At 72.3% G+C, this 16,882-nt stretch carries 17 protein-coding genes and 1 tRNA gene; 9 read left to right on the plus strand and 9 right to left on the minus strand.

Annotation, left to right across the window (positions count from 1 at the left end; genetic code table 11):
* Together BM064_RS25095 and BM064_RS25100 are read left to right on the plus strand one after the other, a co-directional pair.
* A partial coding sequence (locus tag BM064_RS25095; RefSeq protein WP_143103454.1) for an integrase core domain-containing protein occupies positions 1–276 on the plus strand: 276 nt, incomplete at its 5' end.
* A gap of 317 nt (positions 277–593) precedes the next feature.
* Positions 594–1,514, plus strand: coding sequence for a DNA-methyltransferase (locus BM064_RS25100; protein ID WP_092865858.1), 921 nt, complete (start codon positions 594–596; stop codon positions 1,512–1,514).
* Here BM064_RS25100 and BM064_RS25105 read toward each other — a convergent pair.
* From BM064_RS25105 to BM064_RS25115, 3 genes are all read right to left on the minus strand, one after another.
* Positions 1,511–2,170 (minus strand): PDDEXK family nuclease, encoded by a 660-nt coding sequence (locus tag BM064_RS25105; protein WP_092865861.1) that lies wholly within the window; start codon positions 2,168–2,170, stop codon positions 1,511–1,513. The two genes, BM064_RS25100 and BM064_RS25105, sit on opposite strands and share 4 nt — an antisense overlap.
* 208 nt (positions 2,171–2,378) lie before the next feature.
* A tRNA-Lys gene (locus tag BM064_RS25110) sits at positions 2,379–2,454 on the minus strand.
* A 103-nt stretch (positions 2,455–2,557) separates the two neighbouring features.
* Positions 2,558–3,331 (minus strand): SDR family oxidoreductase, encoded by a 774-nt coding sequence (locus BM064_RS25115; protein ID WP_092865864.1) that lies wholly within the window; start codon positions 3,329–3,331, stop codon positions 2,558–2,560.
* Positions 3,332–3,683: 352 nt separating this feature from the next.
* Here BM064_RS25115 and BM064_RS25120 point away from each other — a divergent pair, with 352 nt between their 5' ends.
* The gene (locus BM064_RS25120) at positions 3,684–4,034 is read left to right on the plus strand and encodes a YciI family protein (RefSeq protein WP_092865867.1); all 351 of its coding nucleotides are present in this window, start codon (positions 3,684–3,686) and stop codon (positions 4,032–4,034) included.
* Positions 4,035–4,041: 7 nt separating this feature from the next.
* Positions 4,042–5,307 (plus strand): RNA polymerase sigma factor, encoded by a 1,266-nt coding sequence (locus tag BM064_RS25125; RefSeq protein ID WP_092865870.1) that lies wholly within the window; start codon positions 4,042–4,044, stop codon positions 5,305–5,307.
* 61 nt (positions 5,308–5,368) lie between these two features.
* Here BM064_RS25125 and guaA read toward each other — a convergent pair whose 3' ends face one another.
* Positions 5,369–6,928 (minus strand): glutamine-hydrolyzing GMP synthase, encoded by a 1,560-nt coding sequence (guaA, locus tag BM064_RS25130; protein ID WP_092865873.1) that lies wholly within the window; start codon positions 6,926–6,928, stop codon positions 5,369–5,371.
* Between the two features lie 555 nt (positions 6,929–7,483).
* Here guaA and BM064_RS25135 point away from each other — a divergent pair.
* Positions 7,484–9,088 (plus strand): trimethylamine methyltransferase family protein, encoded by a 1,605-nt coding sequence (locus tag BM064_RS25135; RefSeq protein WP_092865876.1) that lies wholly within the window; start codon positions 7,484–7,486, stop codon positions 9,086–9,088.
* A gap of 34 nt (positions 9,089–9,122) precedes the next feature.
* Here BM064_RS25135 and BM064_RS25140 read toward each other — a convergent pair whose 3' ends face one another.
* A complete protein-coding gene (locus BM064_RS25140) occupies positions 9,123–9,458 on the minus strand; it encodes a DUF6477 family protein (protein WP_245779285.1) in 336 nt (111 codons plus the stop codon).
* Between the two features lie 220 nt (positions 9,459–9,678).
* Here BM064_RS25140 and BM064_RS25145 point away from each other — a divergent pair, with 220 nt between their 5' ends.
* Together BM064_RS25145 and BM064_RS25150 are read left to right on the plus strand one after the other, a co-directional pair.
* Positions 9,679–10,971, plus strand: coding sequence for a DUF6456 domain-containing protein (locus BM064_RS25145; RefSeq protein ID WP_177236399.1), 1,293 nt, complete (start codon positions 9,679–9,681; stop codon positions 10,969–10,971).
* Positions 10,972–11,141: 170 nt separating this feature from the next.
* Positions 11,142–11,732, plus strand: coding sequence for a hypothetical protein (locus tag BM064_RS25150; protein ID WP_143103455.1), 591 nt, complete (start codon positions 11,142–11,144; stop codon positions 11,730–11,732).
* 137 nt (positions 11,733–11,869) lie between these two features.
* On the opposite strand, the gene tpiA is transcribed toward BM064_RS25150, so the two are convergent.
* The 3 genes from tpiA to BM064_RS25165 form a co-directional block, all read right to left on the minus strand.
* A complete protein-coding gene (tpiA, locus tag BM064_RS25155) occupies positions 11,870–12,613 on the minus strand; it encodes a triose-phosphate isomerase (RefSeq protein WP_092865882.1) in 744 nt (247 codons plus the stop codon).
* Between the two features lie 211 nt (positions 12,614–12,824).
* On the minus strand, positions 12,825–13,163 hold the full coding sequence (locus BM064_RS25160; protein ID WP_092865885.1) for a TfoX/Sxy family protein: 339 nt from the start codon (positions 13,161–13,163) through the stop codon (positions 12,825–12,827).
* 2 nt (positions 13,164–13,165) lie between these two features.
* On the minus strand, positions 13,166–13,522 hold the full coding sequence (locus tag BM064_RS25165; RefSeq protein WP_092865888.1) for a HesB/IscA family protein: 357 nt from the start codon (positions 13,520–13,522) through the stop codon (positions 13,166–13,168).
* Between the two features lie 158 nt (positions 13,523–13,680).
* Between BM064_RS25165 and chrA the strand changes: the two genes are divergently transcribed.
* Positions 13,681–14,922 (plus strand): chromate efflux transporter, encoded by a 1,242-nt coding sequence (chrA, locus tag BM064_RS25170; protein ID WP_092865891.1) that lies wholly within the window; start codon positions 13,681–13,683, stop codon positions 14,920–14,922.
* Between the two features lie 34 nt (positions 14,923–14,956).
* Here the strand turns inward: chrA and BM064_RS25175 are convergent, their stop codons facing one another.
* On the minus strand, positions 14,957–15,322 hold the full coding sequence (locus tag BM064_RS25175) for an SUF system Fe-S cluster assembly protein (protein WP_092865894.1): 366 nt from the start codon (positions 15,320–15,322) through the stop codon (positions 14,957–14,959).
* A gap of 120 nt (positions 15,323–15,442) precedes the next feature.
* Between BM064_RS25175 and tgt the strand changes: the two genes are divergently transcribed.
* Entirely contained in the window at positions 15,443–16,570 is a 1,128-nt protein-coding gene (gene tgt, locus BM064_RS25180; protein ID WP_092865897.1) for a tRNA guanosine(34) transglycosylase Tgt, read from the plus strand.
* The last annotated feature ends 312 nt before the right edge of the window (positions 16,571–16,882 follow it).

Genomic DNA, 16,882 nt, shown 5'->3' on the forward strand with positions numbered 1-16,882 from the left:
AGCCCGCGCTTCACCGGCGTGCTTCACGACGCGGGCGTGCGCATCTCCATGGACGGCCGCGGGCGGTGGATGGACAATGTCTTCATCGAGCGCCTCTGGCGCACCCTGAAGTACGAGTGCATCTATCTGCACGCCTTCGAGACCGGCTCCGAGCTACGCGCCGGGCTGCGCAGGTGGATCGCGTATTACAATGCCCACCGGCCGCACTCGGCCCTGGGCGGGAGAACGCCGAACGAGGCCTACGCAGCCCCGGTCGGCTATCAAGCGGCGGCATGACGAGGACCTGAACCAAGCTTAGCCACGCCGCGAAACTGTCCGGGGAATGGGGACCACCTCAGGTCGCCGAGTTCCCCGACGCCAAGACGACCGCCCGCTCGGTCGCCTCCGTCGCCGCGGTCCAGCGCAAGAAGGGCGTGGACATTCCCAAGCGGCGGAAGGCGAAGGCCTAATCTACTGTTGACACCATACCGATGATTGCGTCGCCGCTCGACGGCGACGCATCCCATATATTCGGCATTCCACTCCCCAAACCTACACGATATGGTGCCCCGGCCATCTCGGGAAGAGGCCCTTCCAACTAGAGGAACGAGTCAATGGACGATAGCAGAGGCGCGATCAGCCCCTTTGAAGGTGACGATCAGAGTGAGGCGAGGCTGCCCCTGAACGCATCGACTTTTGACCCTTCTCGTTATTTGGCGACGAACTCGGATCTTGCTCCAACCTTCAAGACGGATCACGGCGCTGTCTATGATCGTGATTGCCTCGAATTCCTGCGAGGTATCGGCGATGAGACCGTTGATACCATTTTCGCCGATCCTCCATTCAACTTGAAGAAAGTGTATGGAGCCAAGTCCGATGACAATCGGCCAGATGACGAATACCTCCGCTGGTGCTGCGAGTGGATTGATGAGGGGCTGCGCGTCTTAAAGCCAGGCGGCGCCTTCTTCCTCTACAATCTCCCGAAGTGGAACGTGCAGCTAGGCGCGCATATGAACTCGATCGGCCTTGAGTTCCGGCACTGGATTGCCGTTAACATCAAGCTTGGGCTTCCAATACAGCGCCGCTTGTATCCGGCCCACTACAGCCTTCTTTACTACACTAAAGGCAGGGCCAATACGTTCCGGAAGGTGAGGACGCCAATCGAGACTTGTCGGCACTGCGGCGGCGAGGTCAAAGACTATGGCGGGCATCGAGGAGCGATGAACCCGAAAGGGGTCAACCTTTCCGACGTGTGGCACGATATTCCGCCAGTCCGGCATCGCAAGTATAAATCGGAGAAGCGGCCAGCAAACGCTCTGTCCTCTAAGGTCCTTGATCGAGTGGTTGAGGTGTCCACTGTGCCTGGCGACCTAGTGATCGATCCTTTTGGTGGGAGTGGCACGACGGCGGCAGTCTGCGAAGCACGCCACCGTCGCTGGCTCACGACCGATATCGATTTCGCTCCGGTGATCGAAGAGCGCCTATCAGGGGACCTTTTCCTGCACCGGAACGATGATCGACTGGATCTCGACTAGGTTAGAGCGCGGCCATCCGTGCCTTTAGGGATGCGGGGGGCTTTCAAGTCCACCGCATCGTGCTCAATAACCACAATCTCCAAGACTCCCTCCGCGCAATCAGTGGACCGCCACAATTCGAAGTAGGGCTCTAGCTCGGCAATATTCCCGATCCGATCCGTCAAAAAAGGATACAAGGCGCGAGAGGGGACAACCAGTATCCCAGCCTTTATCGACCCCTTGTGGAGGCCCAGGCACATCTTGTTCATTGAGCGGTGGCTGGATGAGATGTTGCCGGTTTCCCATTCCAAGCAGACAATGCCTGCGTCTTGGAGCACATAGGCTGCGTCCATGTTGCCGGGTTTAATGCGTTCGCCGACAGGCCAAGGATGTTCGGCCACCCAAGTGCCGCGGTGATCGGTTAGCCCCCTCTTTTTCATCTCGCCATACTTGCGCCCCGCGGTGAGCAAACTCACCGTCCGGTCCTTGATGGGCTTCACTCCGTTGCCTTCGCCCCTCTTCTTCCCGCTCTCTGGACGAATCGTAAATGTTCCAGTGCCAGGGGGCCACTCTGCAGCTCGAACCGCAGCCAGCAGTTCTGTCCTGAGCCGTTTCCACTCCGCGGACTCGGAAAACGGACCTCGCGAGATGAGAGTTTCGATATGTGGAATTTTCAACTGTCGCCCTCCTGCGAAGGAGGGAGGCTACATAGGGGTTCTGGATGTCACAAGAACCCAACTCCGTGATGAATTGCGGCTAGGCGCTTGCAGAGCGAAAACACCCCCGAACGGCTCGATTTCGCGCCAGAGCGGTGCTTATTCGGTGCTTGGTTGTCCGCTGGACCTCGGCGGCAGCGCCTAAGGCGCTGTTACGCTTAAGGTTTTTTGGTGGGTGATGTAGGGCTCGAACCTACGACCCGCTGATTAAGAGTCAGCTGCTCTACCAACTGAGCTAATCACCCGACGGCGCGCGAAATAGCCGGCTCCGGCGGGGAGTGCAAGAGGGGGCGGGCGGAAAAAACCGGGCCGCCCCCTGCTGCGCGCGCATGGCGGGGTTGCGCGGGCTCAGGGCCGGGCGCACATGCCGCCGTCCAGCGTCACCACCACGCCCGAGGTGTAGCCGGAGCGGTCCGAGGCCAGGAAGGCCATCAGGTCCGCCACCTCCCGCGGGCGGGCGGCGCGGCCCTGGGGGAGGGCGGTCATCTGCTCCTCCCACCGGCTCTCGTCCCCGTAGGCGTCGAGCGCGCGGCGCTTCATCAGCGAGACGATGCGGTCGGTCTGCACCGGGCCGGGGTTGATCCCCACCACCCGCACCCCGTGGTAGAGGCTGCGGCCCCCCAGCGCCCGGGTGAAGGCCATCAGCGCGGCGTTGCCGGCCGAGCCGGTGATGTAGCTCGCGTCGAAGCGCTCTCCGGCCGCGCCGATGTCGTTGACGATGACGCCGGCGCCGCGCGCCTCCATCTTCGCGTAGATCAGCCGGGTGAGGTTGATGAAGCCGAAGACCTTCAGCTCCCAGGCATGGCGCCAGGTCGCCTCGTCCACGGCGGTCAGCGAGCCGCCGGGGATGTCGCCGGCGTTGTTGATCAGGATGTCGCAGTCGCCCGCGGACTCGGCCAGGGCGGCGAGCTGGGCCGGGTCGCGCAGGTCGGTGGGATGGGCGGTCGCCTCGATCCCGTGCTTGGCGGCGAGGTCGTCGCAGATCGCCTCCAGCGCGTCGGCGTTGCGGGCGGCGAGGGCGAGGTGGGCGCCCTCCTCGGCGAACACCTCGGCCGCGGCGGCGCCGATGCCCTTCGAGGCGCCGGTGATCAGCACGCGCTTTCCGCGCAGGTTCAGGTCCATTGACGTCCTCCCGTCAGGTGCGCCGCGCTCCGGCGGCCTCGGCGCATGGTGGCGCGGCGCGCGCGGCGGCGCCAGACTTGCGGCGGAGCGACGGGGGCGGGGGCGAGATATTTTTCGCGGCCCCTGTCCGTTCGCCCGTCCGCCGGACGTCATCGAAGCATCGACGCCAATCATGGGAGCGACCCCGATGCACGACCTGCCGACGACCCCCGCCCGCGCGGCCCCGCCGCCCGGGGCCCTGCGGTCCGCGACCGCCCCGGGCGCACGCCGCACGGGCGCGCGCCTCGCCGCGGCCGCGCCGCGCCCGATTTTCCAGATGGCCGCCTGACGGCCGACCCCGGAGGATTTCCCGATGCAGTACATGCTGATGATCTACCACGAAGAGGCCGGCTGGGACCGCATGACCCCCGCGCAGCAGGCCGAGGGGATGGCCGCCTACCAGGCCTATTCCGAGGCGCTGGCCGCCGCCGGCGCGCTGGTCGGCACGGGGCGGCTGCAGCCCGTCGCCACCGCCACCACGGTGCGGATCGAGGGCGAGGAGACGCGGGTGCTCGACGGGCCCTACGCCGACACCAAGGAGCAGTTCGGCGGCTACTACATCGTCGAGGCCGCGGACCTCGACGCGGCGCTGGACTGGGCCGCGCGCTGTCCCGGCGCCCGCCATGGCGGGGTCGAGGTGCGCCCGCTGTGGGCGATGGGTTGAGGCCGCGATGACCGAACGCCCCGCGCCCGGACCGACCGAGGCCGCCGCCGCGGCGGCCGAGGCCGCGGCGCGGGGCGGCTACGGCAAGCTGGTGGCCTTCCTCGCCGCCCGCTCGGGCGACCTGGCGGGGGCGGAGGACGCGCTCGCCGACGCCTTCGCCGCGGCGCTCGCGGCCTGGCCGCGGACCGGCGTGCCCGACAGCCCCGAGGCCTGGTTGCTGACCGCGGCCCGCCGCCGGCTGATCGACGCGGCCCGCGCCCGGGCCCGGCGGTCGGAGGCCGCCACGCGCCTGCGGCCCCTGCTGGAGGGGCTGGAGGCCGCGGGCGACGGCGCGGCGCTGCCCGACCGGCGGCTCGCGCTGATGCTCGCCTGCGCGCATCCCGCGCTCGACCCCGCGCTGCATGCGCCGCTGATGCTGCAGGCGGTGCTGGGGCTGGACGCGGCGATGATCGGGGGGGTGTTCCTGGTCTCGCCCGCCGCCATGTCCAAGCGGCTGACCCGGGCCAAGGCCAAGATCCGCGAGGCGCGCGTGCCCTTCGCCGAGCCGGAGGCCGAGGCCCTGCCCGAACGCCTCTCCCCCGTGCTCGACGCGGTCTATGCGGCCTATGCCCAGGGCTGGAGCGATCCGCAGGGCGCCGACCCCGCGCGGCGGGAGCTGGCGGGGGAGGCGCTGTTCCTGGCCCGGCTGGTCGCCGGCCTCGCCCCCGCCTCGGCCGAGGCGCAGGGGCTGCTGGCGCTGATCCTGCACACGCTGGCCAGGCGGGCGGCGCGGCGCGACGCGCAGGGCCGCTACGCCCCGCTCGACGCCCAGGACCCCGCCTGCTGGGACGGGGCGATGATCGCCGAGGCGGAGACGATCCTGCGCCGGGCCGCGGGGCTGCGCGCGCTGGGGCGCTACCAGCTCGAGGCGGCGCTGCAGTCCGCCCATGCCGATCGCCGCCGCTTCGGGCGCGACACGCGGGCGGAGACGGTGGCGCTCTACGACGCGCTGCTGGCGATGACCGGCTCGCCGGTGGTGGCCGCGAACCGGGCCATGGCGGTGGCGGAGCTGCGCGGCGCGCAGGAGGGGCTGGCGCTGCTGGAGGCGGCGGCCCAGGACCCGCGGCTCGCGGCCTACCAGCCGGCCTGGGCGGCGCGCGCGGAGCTGCTCTCGCGCCTCGGCCGGCGGGCGGAGGCGGCGGAGGCCTGCCGGCGGGCCGCGGGCCTCGCCGCCGATCCCGCGGTCCGGGCCTTCCTGATGGAGCGGCTGGCGGCGCTGGAGGCGGGGGGCTGAAACGCAGCTGGCGCGACGGGGGGCCGTCGCGCCGGAGTTCAGGTCCGCGGGGGCGAGGGGATCACTCCCACTCGATGGTGCCCGGGGGTTTGGAGGTGACGTCGTAGACCACGCGGTTGACGCCCTTCACCTCGCCGATGATGCGGGTGGCGGTCTCGCCCAGGAACTCGTGCGGGAACGGGTAGTAGTCGGCGGTCATGCCGTCCACGGAGGTCACCGCGCGCAGCGCCAGCACCGATTCGTAGGTCCGCCCGTCGCCCATCACGCCGACCGTCTGCACGGGGAGCAGGACCGCGAAGGCCTGCCAGATCTCGTCGTAGAGCCCGTGCTTGCGGATCTGGTCGAGGTAGATCGCGTCGGCCTTGCGCAGGGTGTCGAGCTTGGCGCGCGTCACCTCGCCGGGGCAGCGGATCGCGAGACCCGGGCCGGGGAAGGGGTGGCGGCCGATGAAGCTCTCGGGCAGGCCGAGTTCGCGGCCGAGCGCGCGGACCTCGTCCTTGAAGAGCTCCCGCAGGGGCTCCACGAGCTGCATCTTCATGTGCTCGGGCAGGCCGCCGACGTTGTGGTGGCTCTTGATCGTCACCGAGGGGCCGCCGGAGAAGCTGACGCTCTCGATCACGTCGGGATAGAGCGTGCCCTGGGCGAGGAAGTCGGCGCCCCCGGCCTCGGCCGCGTGCTTGTCGAAGACGTCGATGAACAGGCGGCCGATGGTCTTGCGCTTCAGCTCGGGGTCGGTGACGCCGGCCAGTTCGCCGAGGAACAGGTCGCTCTCGTCCGCGGCGACCAGGGGGATGTTGTAGTGGTCGCGGAACAGGGTCACGACCTGCTCGGCCTCGTCGAGGCGCATCATCCCGGTGTCGACGAAGACGCAGGTCAGCTGGTCGCCGATGGCCTCGTGGATCAGGACGGCGGCGACCGAAGAGTCCACGCCGCCGGAGAGTCCGCAGATGACTTTCTTGTCGCCGACCTGGGCGCGGATCTTCGCGATCGCCTCGTCGCGGTAGGCGGCCATGGTCCAGTCGCCGGTCAGGCCGCAGACGTTGTGGGTGAAGTTCTTCAGGATCAGCCGGCCGTTCGGGGTGTGATGCACCTCGGGGTGGAACTGCACGGCGTAGAAGCGGCGCGCGTCGTCGGCGATGGCCGCGAAGGGGGCGCCCGGCGAGGTGGCGATGATGTGGAACCCCTCGGGGATCTCGGCCACCGAGTCGCCGTGGGACATCCACACCTGCTCGGAGGCGCCGACCTCGGCCAGCCCGTCGAAGAGGGGATGCTTGGCGCCCACGTTGAGATAGGCGCGCCCGAACTCGCGCACGTCATGCGGGGCGACCTTGCCGCCCAGCTGCTCGACCATGGTCTGCTGGCCGTAGCAGATGCCCAGGACGGGAACGCCCAGGGTCCACAGCGCCTCGGGGGCCCTCGGGGAGCCCGCATCGAGAACGGAGGCGGGGCCTCCGGAAAGGATCACGCCCTTCGGCGCCAGCGCGGCGAGGCGGTCGCCGTCGAGCTGGTTGAAGGGGTGGATCTCGCAGTAGACCCCGCTTTCCCGGAGGCGACGCGCGATGAGCTGCGTCACCTGGGAGCCGAAGTCCACGATAAGGATGAGGTCGTGCCGCGTCGTCATGGCGCCCGATACGCGCGCGCGCCCGGTCTGGCAAGGGCGCAGGAGGGCGCAGGGGGGGGCGCCGCGACAGCTGGCGCGCCCGCGGGGGCCGTCCGGCCCGCGGCGCGGCGGCGGGCGGCGGGGCCTGCGGGCGCCGTTTCCGGCCGGGCGGACGGCGGGCAGGGGACGACCGCCCGGGAGCGCCGCGACGGCTGGCGCGCTTGCGGGGGCGGTCGGGCCCGCGGCGCGGCGGCGGGCGGCGGGGCCTGTGGGCGCCGTTTCCGGCCGGGGCGAACGGAGGGGGGACGACCGCCCGGGAGCGCCGCGACGGCTGGCGCGCCTGCGGGGGCCGTCCGGCCCGCGGCGCGGCGGCGGGCGGCAGGGCCTGTCGGGGCCGTTGCCGGCCGGGCGGACGGCGGGCAGGGGACGACCGCCCGGGGGGCGTGCGCGGGGGCGCATGTCGCAGATGCGCGGATGCGCTTCGCATTCGTGACGCGATCGAAAGGACGCGGCCTTTAGGTTCCGGCGGAACGATGCGCCTCTGCGGGCGCCCCCTGCCTATCCCGGAGGTCTGTCATGGCGGACGGCGACGACGTGTTCACCCCCGGCTCCGATCCCGCGGCGGCCCCCTCCGACGGCGGCGCCCGCGCCGGCCGGCGCGCCCGCGGCGGCGGCGGCGCCGCCCGGCGGGCCGAGCGCACCGCCCGCCGCGTCGTGACCGCGCCGCGCATCTCCCGCGGGATCCCCGACTTCGACGTGCTGAACGCCGAGGCCATCGAGATCATCGAGGCGAACGCCGAGACCGTGCTCGAGGAGATCGGCGTCGGCTTCATCGACAACCCCGCGGCGCTCGCGCGCTGGCGGGAGGCGGGGGCCGACGTCTCGGGCGAGCGGGTGCGCATTCCGCGCGGCCTCGCCCGCAAGCTCTGCGCCACCGCCCCCGCCACCTTCGACCAGATCGCCCGCAACCCCGAGCGGACGGTGAAGATCGGCGGGCGCGACCTGGTGCTGGCCCCGGTCTACGGCCCCCCCTTCGTGCGCGACAGCGACGGCGGGCGGCGCTACGCCACCATCGAGGACTTCCGCAACTTCGTGAAGCTGACCTACAGCTCGAAGTGGCTGCAGCACTCCGGCGGCACGGTCTGCGAGCCGACCGACGTCGCGGTCAACAAGCGCCACCTCGACATGCTGCTGGCGCACATGACGCTGTCGGACAAGCCGTTCATGGGATCGGTCACCGAACCGTCGCGCGCCCGCGATTCGGTCGCGATGTGCGAGCTGCTGTTCGCCCAGGACGGCGGTCTGGGCGACCGCACGGCGATGACCTCGCTGATCAACATCAACTCGCCGCTGAACTTCGACGCCACGATGATGGGCGCGCTGGAGGTTTATGCGGCGGCGAACCAGGCCTGCATCGTCTCTCCCTTCATCGTCGGCGGCGCGATGGCGCCGGTCTCGGTCGCGGGCACGCTGACCCAGGTGCTGGCCGAGGTGCTGGCGGGCATCGCCTACGCCCAGCTGGTGCGCCCCGGCTCGCCGCAGATCTTCGGCGCCTTCGTGACCTCGATCGACATGAACTCCGGCGCGCCGACCTTCGGCACGCCCGAGGCCTCGATGATCCTGTGGGGCGCGGGGCAGCTCGCGCGGCGGCTGGGGGTTCCGTTCCGCTCGGGCGGCGGGCTGTGCGGGTCGAAGCTGCCGGACGCGCAGGCGGCCTACGAGACGGCGAACACGCTCAACGCCGCCCTGCTGGGAGGCGTGAACTTCATGCTCCACGCCGCCGGCTGGCTGGAGGGGGGGCTGGTCTCGTCCTACGAGAAATTCGTGATGGACGACGACCAGCTCGGCGCCCTGCACCAGGTGGCGAAGGGCATCGACCTGTCGGAGGAGGCGCAGGCCATGGACGCGATCCGCGAGGTCGGTCCGGGCGGGCATTACCTCGGCTGCCAGCACACCCAGCGCAACTTCAAGACCGCCTTCTGGCGCTCGGACCTGCTGGACTACAAGCCCTACGAGACCTGGTCCGAGGAAGGCGCCCGCGACACCGCGCGCCTGGCCGAGGCGCGGGTGAAGAAGCTGCTGGGCGAATACGAGGCCCCCGCGCTCGACGAGGGCGTGCGCGAGTCGCTCGAGGACTACGTGGCCCGGCGCAAGGCCTCGGAGCCCGACAGCTTCACCTGAGCGGCGCGGGGGGCGGCCCGCCGGGCGGGCCCCCTCACGCCGCCAGCGCCGCCCGCTCGGCCAGCAGGGCCGCGAGCACCAGCACGTGCCGGCGCACGGCATAGTCCGGCGCGTGGGCGCGGCGGCGCGCGTCCCAGACCGCCTCCATCTCCGCCAGCTTCGCGATCACCGCGCGCGGGCCGCAGCGGGCGTCGAGCCCCGGGGCCGCGGCGCGCAGGTGCGCCTCGCGCCGGTAGAGCCGGGCGCCCGCCTTCGCCGCGCGCCACAGCAGGCGGGGACGCAGGAGCGGGGCGTCGGGCGCCGGGCCCGCCGGGGCGAGGGCGGGGACGGCTTCGGCGAGGGCGGGGTCGGGCAGGGCGGCGTGCTTCATTTCGGCCTCCGAGTTGAACGTCGGCGGCGATCATCGCCCCGCCGCAGGGGGCGTTGCGCGTCCGTCGACAGGAGCGCGCGGACCATCCACAGCCCGATTTCGCGGCAACCCCTTGCCGGGCAAGGGGGAAGCGGAAGCGTCCACAGGCGCTTAACCGCTTGTTCAGGAATCAACCATAGCGTGAATTTACGTAAAATCGTTCACCCATGGGAAATGGCGCATGGCCGGCGTGGACCCCCTCCGCAAATGCCGTGATCTCGCGGAAAGCCGTCTGCCCTCCCGCGGCGGCGGCCTGCGCGTCGAGGACGCGGCCGTCTACCTCGCGCATGTCGCCTGCGGTCAGCCGCTCCGCCGCATCGCGGCCGCCTCGGGCCGCCACCCCTCGACCATCCTGCGCGCCGTCCGGCGCGTGGAGCAGCGGCGCGACGACCCGCTGTTCGACGACCTCCTGTCCGAAATCGAAACCGTCGCCCGCGACCCCGGCGTCCCCGCGCCGCTTGCCAAGGAGACCGCGTTGCCCCAGATCCATCCCTCTCCCGCCGTCCGGCGCGACCCCAGCGCCCTCGCCGCGGACCCCGCCGCCCGGGCGACCGCCCAGACGGTCGGGCTCCGGCCCGACGACGAGGCCGTCGACAAGGAGGCCCGCCGCATCCTCCGCCGCCTGTGCGAGCCGCGCGCCTTCCTGGCGCTGGCCCGCGGCGCGCAGGTCGCCTGCGTGTTCCGCAAATCGGAGGACAGCCTCGTCACCCTGGCGCGCACGCCGCTGGAGATGGCCCGCGCCTTCGCGGCCCGCGACTGGATCGGCTGCGTCCACGGCGGCGCCTCGATGGCGCGCTACGAGATCACCTCGGCCGGCCGCGCCTGGCTGCGCCGCACGCTGGGCGAGGACGGCGACGAGCGCCGGCGGCGGGCCGAGAGCCCGGGCCCCCAGCCGGGCCTGGCCGAGGCGTCTTCGGTCTTCGCCCGCCAGCACCAGCTGCCCGGCGTCCGCCGGGTGGTCGAGGACGGGACCGCCCGCGACCTGGTGGTCAACCTCGGCGAGACGCCGCTGGGCTGGCTGGCCCGCCGGCGCGGCCCGGACGGCAAGGCCTTCCTCGAGCCCGCCGAGATCGCCGCCGGCGAGCGCCTGCGCGAGGATTTCGAGCGCGCCCAGATGGGCCCGCGCGTCACCCAGGACTGGCGGCGCTTCCTGACCCCGGGCGAGCCGGGGCGCAGCGGCGCCGGCGACCCGGCCATGGGCCCCGCCGACGCGCGCCGCCGCCTCGCCAAGGCGCTCGACGCGCTGGGGCCGGGGCTGAACGACGCCGCCCTGCGCGCCTGCTGCTTCCTCGAGGGGCTGGAGGCGACCGAGCGGCGGATGGGCTGGGCGGCGCGCTCGGGCAAGGTGGTGCTGAAGATCGCGCTCTCGCGCCTGGCCGAGCACTACGGCTTCGCCGCGGCGCCGGGCCGGGAGGGGGAGGCGGCCGCCGGCTTCGACCGCCCCGCCTCGCCGCCCCGCCGCGGCGCCGCCTGAGGTCTGCGCCGACGCCGCCTGCGCGGCGTCGGCGGTCCGCCGGCCGCCCCGGTTCGATGCCGGGCGCAACCTCCGGGCGAGACGCTCCGCCGCACCCTCTTTCAGCGTGTCCGTGCAGGCTTATGTTGCATTGCACAATGGGTTGCCGTAGCATCCCCCGCAATGCAGCAATGCCAAAGGACCGAGGTTTCGCGATGATGGCGGACTACAAGCTCGGCGTTTCGTTCCTGAAGCGCGAGGACGAGAGCCTGAAGGACTATCTGGTCAGCTTCTCGCCGTTCGCGCCGTTCTTCGGCGTGCCCTACCGTTTCGCGCCGGCGATGACGTTCGACGCCTTCGCCTTCGCGCCCGCGACGGCCGAGCCGGCGCCCGCGCCCAAGGCCAAGCCCGCGGCGCGCAAGGCGAAGAAGACCGTGGTCGAGGACGCCGTGGAAGCGGCGGCCGAGGCGGCCGAGGCCGTGCCGGCCCCCGAGCCCGCGGCCGAACCCGCGGCCGAGCCGACCCCCGAGCCCTCTGGCGACGGCGCGCCGGCCCTGCTCTACGCCTCCGCGCCCGCCACGGCGGACGATCTCAAGCAGATCCGCGGAATCGGCCCGAAGCTGGAGCGCGAGCTCAACGGCATGGGCCTCTACACCTTCGCCCAGATGGCCTCGCTGACCGCGGCCAACCTGGAGTGGGTCGACCAGAACCTGACCGCCTTCCGGGGCCGCTCGGTCCGCGACGACTGGGTCGGCCAGGCGAGCGCCCTTCTGGGCAGCTGAGAACGCCAGCGTAAGCTGGGGGTGCACCGACATGGAAACGGGCCGCGGGGATGGGACCCTGCGGCCCGTTTCCGTTCGGACCCCGTGCGGCGGCGAGGCCCCCTGGGGCCCCGTCGCGCGTCAGGCGCAGGCCGGCCTCAGCCGGCCGCCTCGACGATCCCCGCGAAGTCGGCGGCCTTGAGGCTCGCGCCCCCGACCAGCCCGCCGTCGACGTCGGCGAGGCCGAAGATCTCCCTGGCGTTGCCCGGCTTCACCGAGCCGCCGTAGAGCAGGCGCATGCCGTCGGCCTCGGCGCCGAAGCGCTCGGCCAGGCGGGCGCGCATGTGGCTGTGCATCTCGGCGATGTCGTCGTTGGACGGCGTGCGGCCCGTGCCGATCGCCCAGACCGGCTCGTAGGCGACCACGGTGTTCGCCGCGGTCGCGCCGTCGGGCAGGGAGCCGGCGAGCTGGGCGCCCACGACCGACAGCGCCTCGCCCGCGTCGCGCTGGGCCTCGGTCTCGCCCACGCAGACGATGGCGACGAGGCCGGCGGCCCAGGCGGCCTCGGTCTTGGCGCGCACGTCCGCGTCGCTCTCGCCATGGTCGGCGCGACGCTCGGAATGGCCCAGGATCACGTAGGACGCGCCGGCGTCGCGGAGCATGGCGGCGGAGACGTCGCCGGTGTGCGCGCCGCTGTCCCGGGCGTGGCAGTCCTGGCCGCCGACGGCCACGACCGAGCCCGCGGCCCGCTGGGCCATCGGCGCGATCAGCGTGGCGGGCGGGCAGATCAGCACGTCGCAGCCCGGCGCGGGGCAGGCGTTGACGAGCGCGTCGATCTCGGCGAGCTGGGCGGCCAGCCCGTTCATCTTCCAGTTCCCGGCGGCGAGCTTGCGGCGGCTCATGACCTCTCCCGTGCGTGATGGTTCCTGTTCAGGGACCTAGCGCAGGGGAGGGGCGCAAGAAAGGCCGCGCGGCGCCGCGGGGGCGACGGGCGCCCGCAAGCGGGCCGGCGCCCGGGCTCATGGGCGCCCTGCGGGCGGGCTTCGTCTTGTGGGAACGGACGCCCCTGCAGGGCGAGGGGCAGCGGCGCCGCCGAAGGGGCGGGGGCCGCGCTCAGCCGCGCTGGGCGGCGCGGGCGATGTCGAGCGAGCGGGCGCCCCACATGCAGGCTTCCTCGGGATCGTCGAGCCCGTCCTCGGGGATCCGCCAGTAGCCCATGGTGCGGGGCGCGCCGTCGCGATGGTAGGTGAAGGGGGTCGAGCCGCCGGCGGCCAGCGCCGAGGCGAGCACCCCCTCGGCCTTGAGATAGATGGTGTCGTCGCGGTCGATCAGCGCGAACATCACGCCGTCGCAATAGACGCCGGCGCCGCCGAACATCGCCTTGACCTCGATATCCCCCAGCCCGCCGAACAGGTCCCTGGCCCAGTCGGCCAGGTCGGGGTTCACCGCCATGATCAGGCGTTTCCGAACTTGACCGACTCGCCGCAGCCGCAGCTCTCGGTCACGTTGGGGTTGTTGAACACGAACCCCGACTCCAGCAGCGAGGTGCGGTAGTCGATCTCGGTCCCGAACAGGAACATCTGCGCCATGGGGGCGATCATCACCCGGGCGCCGTCCTGCTCGACCACCTCGTCGTGGGGCTCGGGCGCGGCGGCGAAGTCCATGGTGTATTCCATGCCCGCGCAGCCGCCCTTGCGCACGCCGATGCGCAGGCCCGCCGCGGAGTCGGGGGTCCTGGACATCAGCTTGCGGACGTGGGCCGCCGCCGCTGGGGTCAGCGTCACCGGGGACTTGCCGGGAATGCCGAACATGGCCGCCTCCTGCATGGACACGCGGTGAAAATACCTGCCGGCCCTCGGGGCTGCAAGCGACGCGGGGCTGCGTCGGGCGCCCGTCATCGAAGCGTCATTGGACGCCTTGCCGACACGGTGCATGTATGCGCCCCGGAGCGGCATGAAAAGGGCGGCGGATGAGCGAGACCGAGGCGGGGCCCCAGCGCCCGGAAACCGTGACCCATGCGCAACCCGGGCCGGCCGGCTCGGCGGGGGAGGTCTTCGCGGTGTTCCTGCGCCTGGGCCTGACCAGCTTCGGCGGCCCCGTCGCCCATCTCGCCTTCTTCCGCGAGGCGCTGGTCCGCCGCCGCGGCTGGCTGGACGAGGCGGCCTATGCCGAGCTGATCGCGCTCTGCCAGTTCCTGCCCGGCCCGGCCTCGAGCCAGGCGGGTCTGGCGCTGGGCCTGCTGCGGGCGGGCCTGCCGGGGGCGCTGGCGGCCTGGGCCGCGTTCACCCTGCCCTCGGCGCTGCTGCTGGCGGTCTTCGCTGCCGGGGTGGGGGCGACGGACGTCGCAGGGGCCGGCTGGCTCGCCGGCGTGAAGGCCGCGGCCGTGGCGGTGGTGGCGCAGGCGGCGCTGGGCATGGGCCGCAGCCTCGCCCCCGATCGCCCGCGCCAGGCGCTGGCCGCCGCCGCCGCGGCGCTGGCGCTGCTGGCGCCCGGGGTGGCGGGGCAGATCGGGGCCATCGCGCTGGGCGCGGTCTTCGGCCTGCTGGCGCGCCCGGCCGGCGCCGGGGCCGCAGCCCCCGCCGGCGCCCCTCTGCGCGCGCCGCTGTCGCGCGCGGCGGGGGCGGCCTGCCTTGGCGCCGCGGCGCTGCTGCTGGCGGGCCTGCAGCTGCTGGCGGGGCTCGGTCCGCTCGCCGCCCAGTTCGACGCCTTCTACCGCGCCGGGGCGCTGGTCTTCGGGGGCGGCCACGTGGTGCTGCCGCTGCTGGAGGCGGAGACGGTCGGGCGCGGCTGGGTGGACGCCGAGACCTTCGTGGCGGGCTACGGCGCGGCGCAGGCGGTCCCCGGCCCGCTCTTCACCTTCGCGGCCTTCCTCGGCCAGGCCTCGCAGGGGGTCGCAGGCGCGGTCGTGGCCCTGGTCGCGATCTTCCTGCCCGGGGCGCTGCTGGTGGTCGGTGCGCTGCCGTTCTGGGCCGGCCTGCGCGCCCGGCCGCGGGCGCGGGCGGCGCTCGCAGGGGTCAACGCTGCGGTGGTGGGGCTGCTGCTCGCCGCCCTCTACGACCCGGTCTTCGCCCGCGGCGCGGCCGAGCCCGCGGGTTTCGTCATCGCGCTCGCCGCCTGGGTGGCGCTGACCGCCTGGAAGGTCTCGCCCCCGCTGGTGGTGCTGGGGGCGGCGCTGCTGGGGCAGGGGATGGGCTGGGCCGGGTGGCTGTGAAACGAGACGAGGGGCCCGCGGGCCCCTCGATCCGTCACATGAAGCCGAGCTCGAGCTTGGCCTCGTCCGAGAGCATGTCCATGCCCCAGGGCGGATCCCAGACCATGGTCACGTCGACGGTCTTCACGCCGGCGATGGGCTCGACCGCGTCGGCGACCCAGCCGGGCATCTCGCCGGCCACGGGGCAGCCGGGCGCGGTCAGGGTCATGTCGATGGCGACGTTGTTCTCCGCGTCGATGGCGATGCGGTAGATCAGGCCGAGGTCGTAGATGTTCACCGGGATCTCGGGGTCGTAGACGGTGCGGATCGACTCCACGACCGAATCGAACAGCGGATGCTCGGGCGTCGAGGGACCGACGAGCGGCTCGCCCTCGACCGGCGGATCGCTTTGCAGGGTCATGACCGGCGGGCTCCTTCAGGGTTGGTCCGCAACATAGGAAATCGGTTGCGGTCGGTAAAGGTGCGGGCAGGGCGCCCGCCCCCGCTTGGCGCGGCGTCCGCGCGCGTGTATGGGCGCGCCATGACCCGGTTCTCCTACAGCATCCTCGCCCGCGACGGCCTCGCGCGCCGCGGCGTGATCTCCACCCCCCGCGGCGAGATCCGCACCCCCGCCTTCATGCCGGTGGGCACCGCGGCGACCGTGAAGGCGATGCTGCCCGGCTCGGTCCGCGAGACCGGGGCCGACATCCTGCTGGGCAACACCTACCACCTGATGCTGCGCCCGGGCGCCGAGCGCATCGCCCGCCTGGGCGGCCTGCATCGGTTCATGGACTGGGACCGCCCGATCCTGACCGACTCGGGCGGCTTCCAGGTGATGAGCCTGAGCGAGCTGCGCAAGCTGACCGAGGAGGGCGTCCGCTTCCGCTCCCACGTCGACGGGTCCGAGCACATGCTGACCCCGGAGCGGTCGATGGAGATCCAGCGCCTGCTCGGCTCCGACATCGTGATGTGCTTCGACGAGTGCCCGGCGCTGCCCGCCGACCGGGAGCGGATCGTCGAGTCCATGCGCCTGTCGATGCGCTGGGCGAGGCGCTCCCGCGACGCGTTCGGCGACCGGCCCGGCCACGCCCTCTTCGGCATCCAGCAGGGCGGCCTCGAGGAGGACATGCGCGGCGAGAGCGCCGAGGCGCTGGCCTCGATCGGCTTCGACGGCTACGCCATCGGCGGGCTGGCGGTGGGCGAGGGGCAGGAGGCGATGTTCGCCTGCCTCGACTACGCCCCCGGCCAGCTTCCGGACGACAAGCCCCGCTACCTGATGGGCGTCGGCAAGCCGGACGACATCGTGGGCGCGGTGCAGCGGGGGGTCGACATGTTCGACTGCGTGCTGCCCTCGCGCTCGGGCCGCACGGGGCAGGCGCTGACCCGCTTCGGGGCGGTGAACCTGAAGAACGCCCGCCACCGGGACGACCCGCGGCCGCTGGACCCGGAGTGCACGTGCCCCTGCTGCACGCGCTACAGCCGCGCCTACCTGCACCACGTGATGCGCTCGGGCGAGATCATCTCCTCGATGCTGCTGACCTGGCACAATCTGCACTACTACCAGGAGCTGATGCAGGGGCTGCGCGACGCCATCGAGGCGGGGACGCTGGACGCCTTCGCCGAAGGATTCCACGCCCGTCGCGCCGAAGGCGACATGGCCCCCGTCTGAGTCTCCCTTCGGCGGGGCGCCCCCCGGCCGAGGGGCAGCCCGCGCGGCGCGCCGTGGAGGACTGGACTACAGGCGCCCTGCGGGCGGGCTTGGCTGAGTCGCGCCTTGGGGGGAGAGGCGGTCAGACCGGCTGATGGGGGAGCCTCCGGCGGGCTCCGGACTCACCCAAGAACAAAGCGCCCGCGCCTGTCCTCCGGAGCCGTCCATCGCGTCCGATGCCTGAGCGACTCGCCCGCCCCGGTCAAGGACAAGCCGCGCTTCGCGCGGTCGCTGCGCGATCCTTGACCGGGGCGGGCGAGTCGCTCTGATCGG

The sequence above is a fragment of the Albimonas pacifica genome (genome assembly GCF_900113695.1).
Lineage (GTDB): Bacteria > Pseudomonadota > Alphaproteobacteria > Rhodobacterales > Rhodobacteraceae > Albimonas > Albimonas pacifica.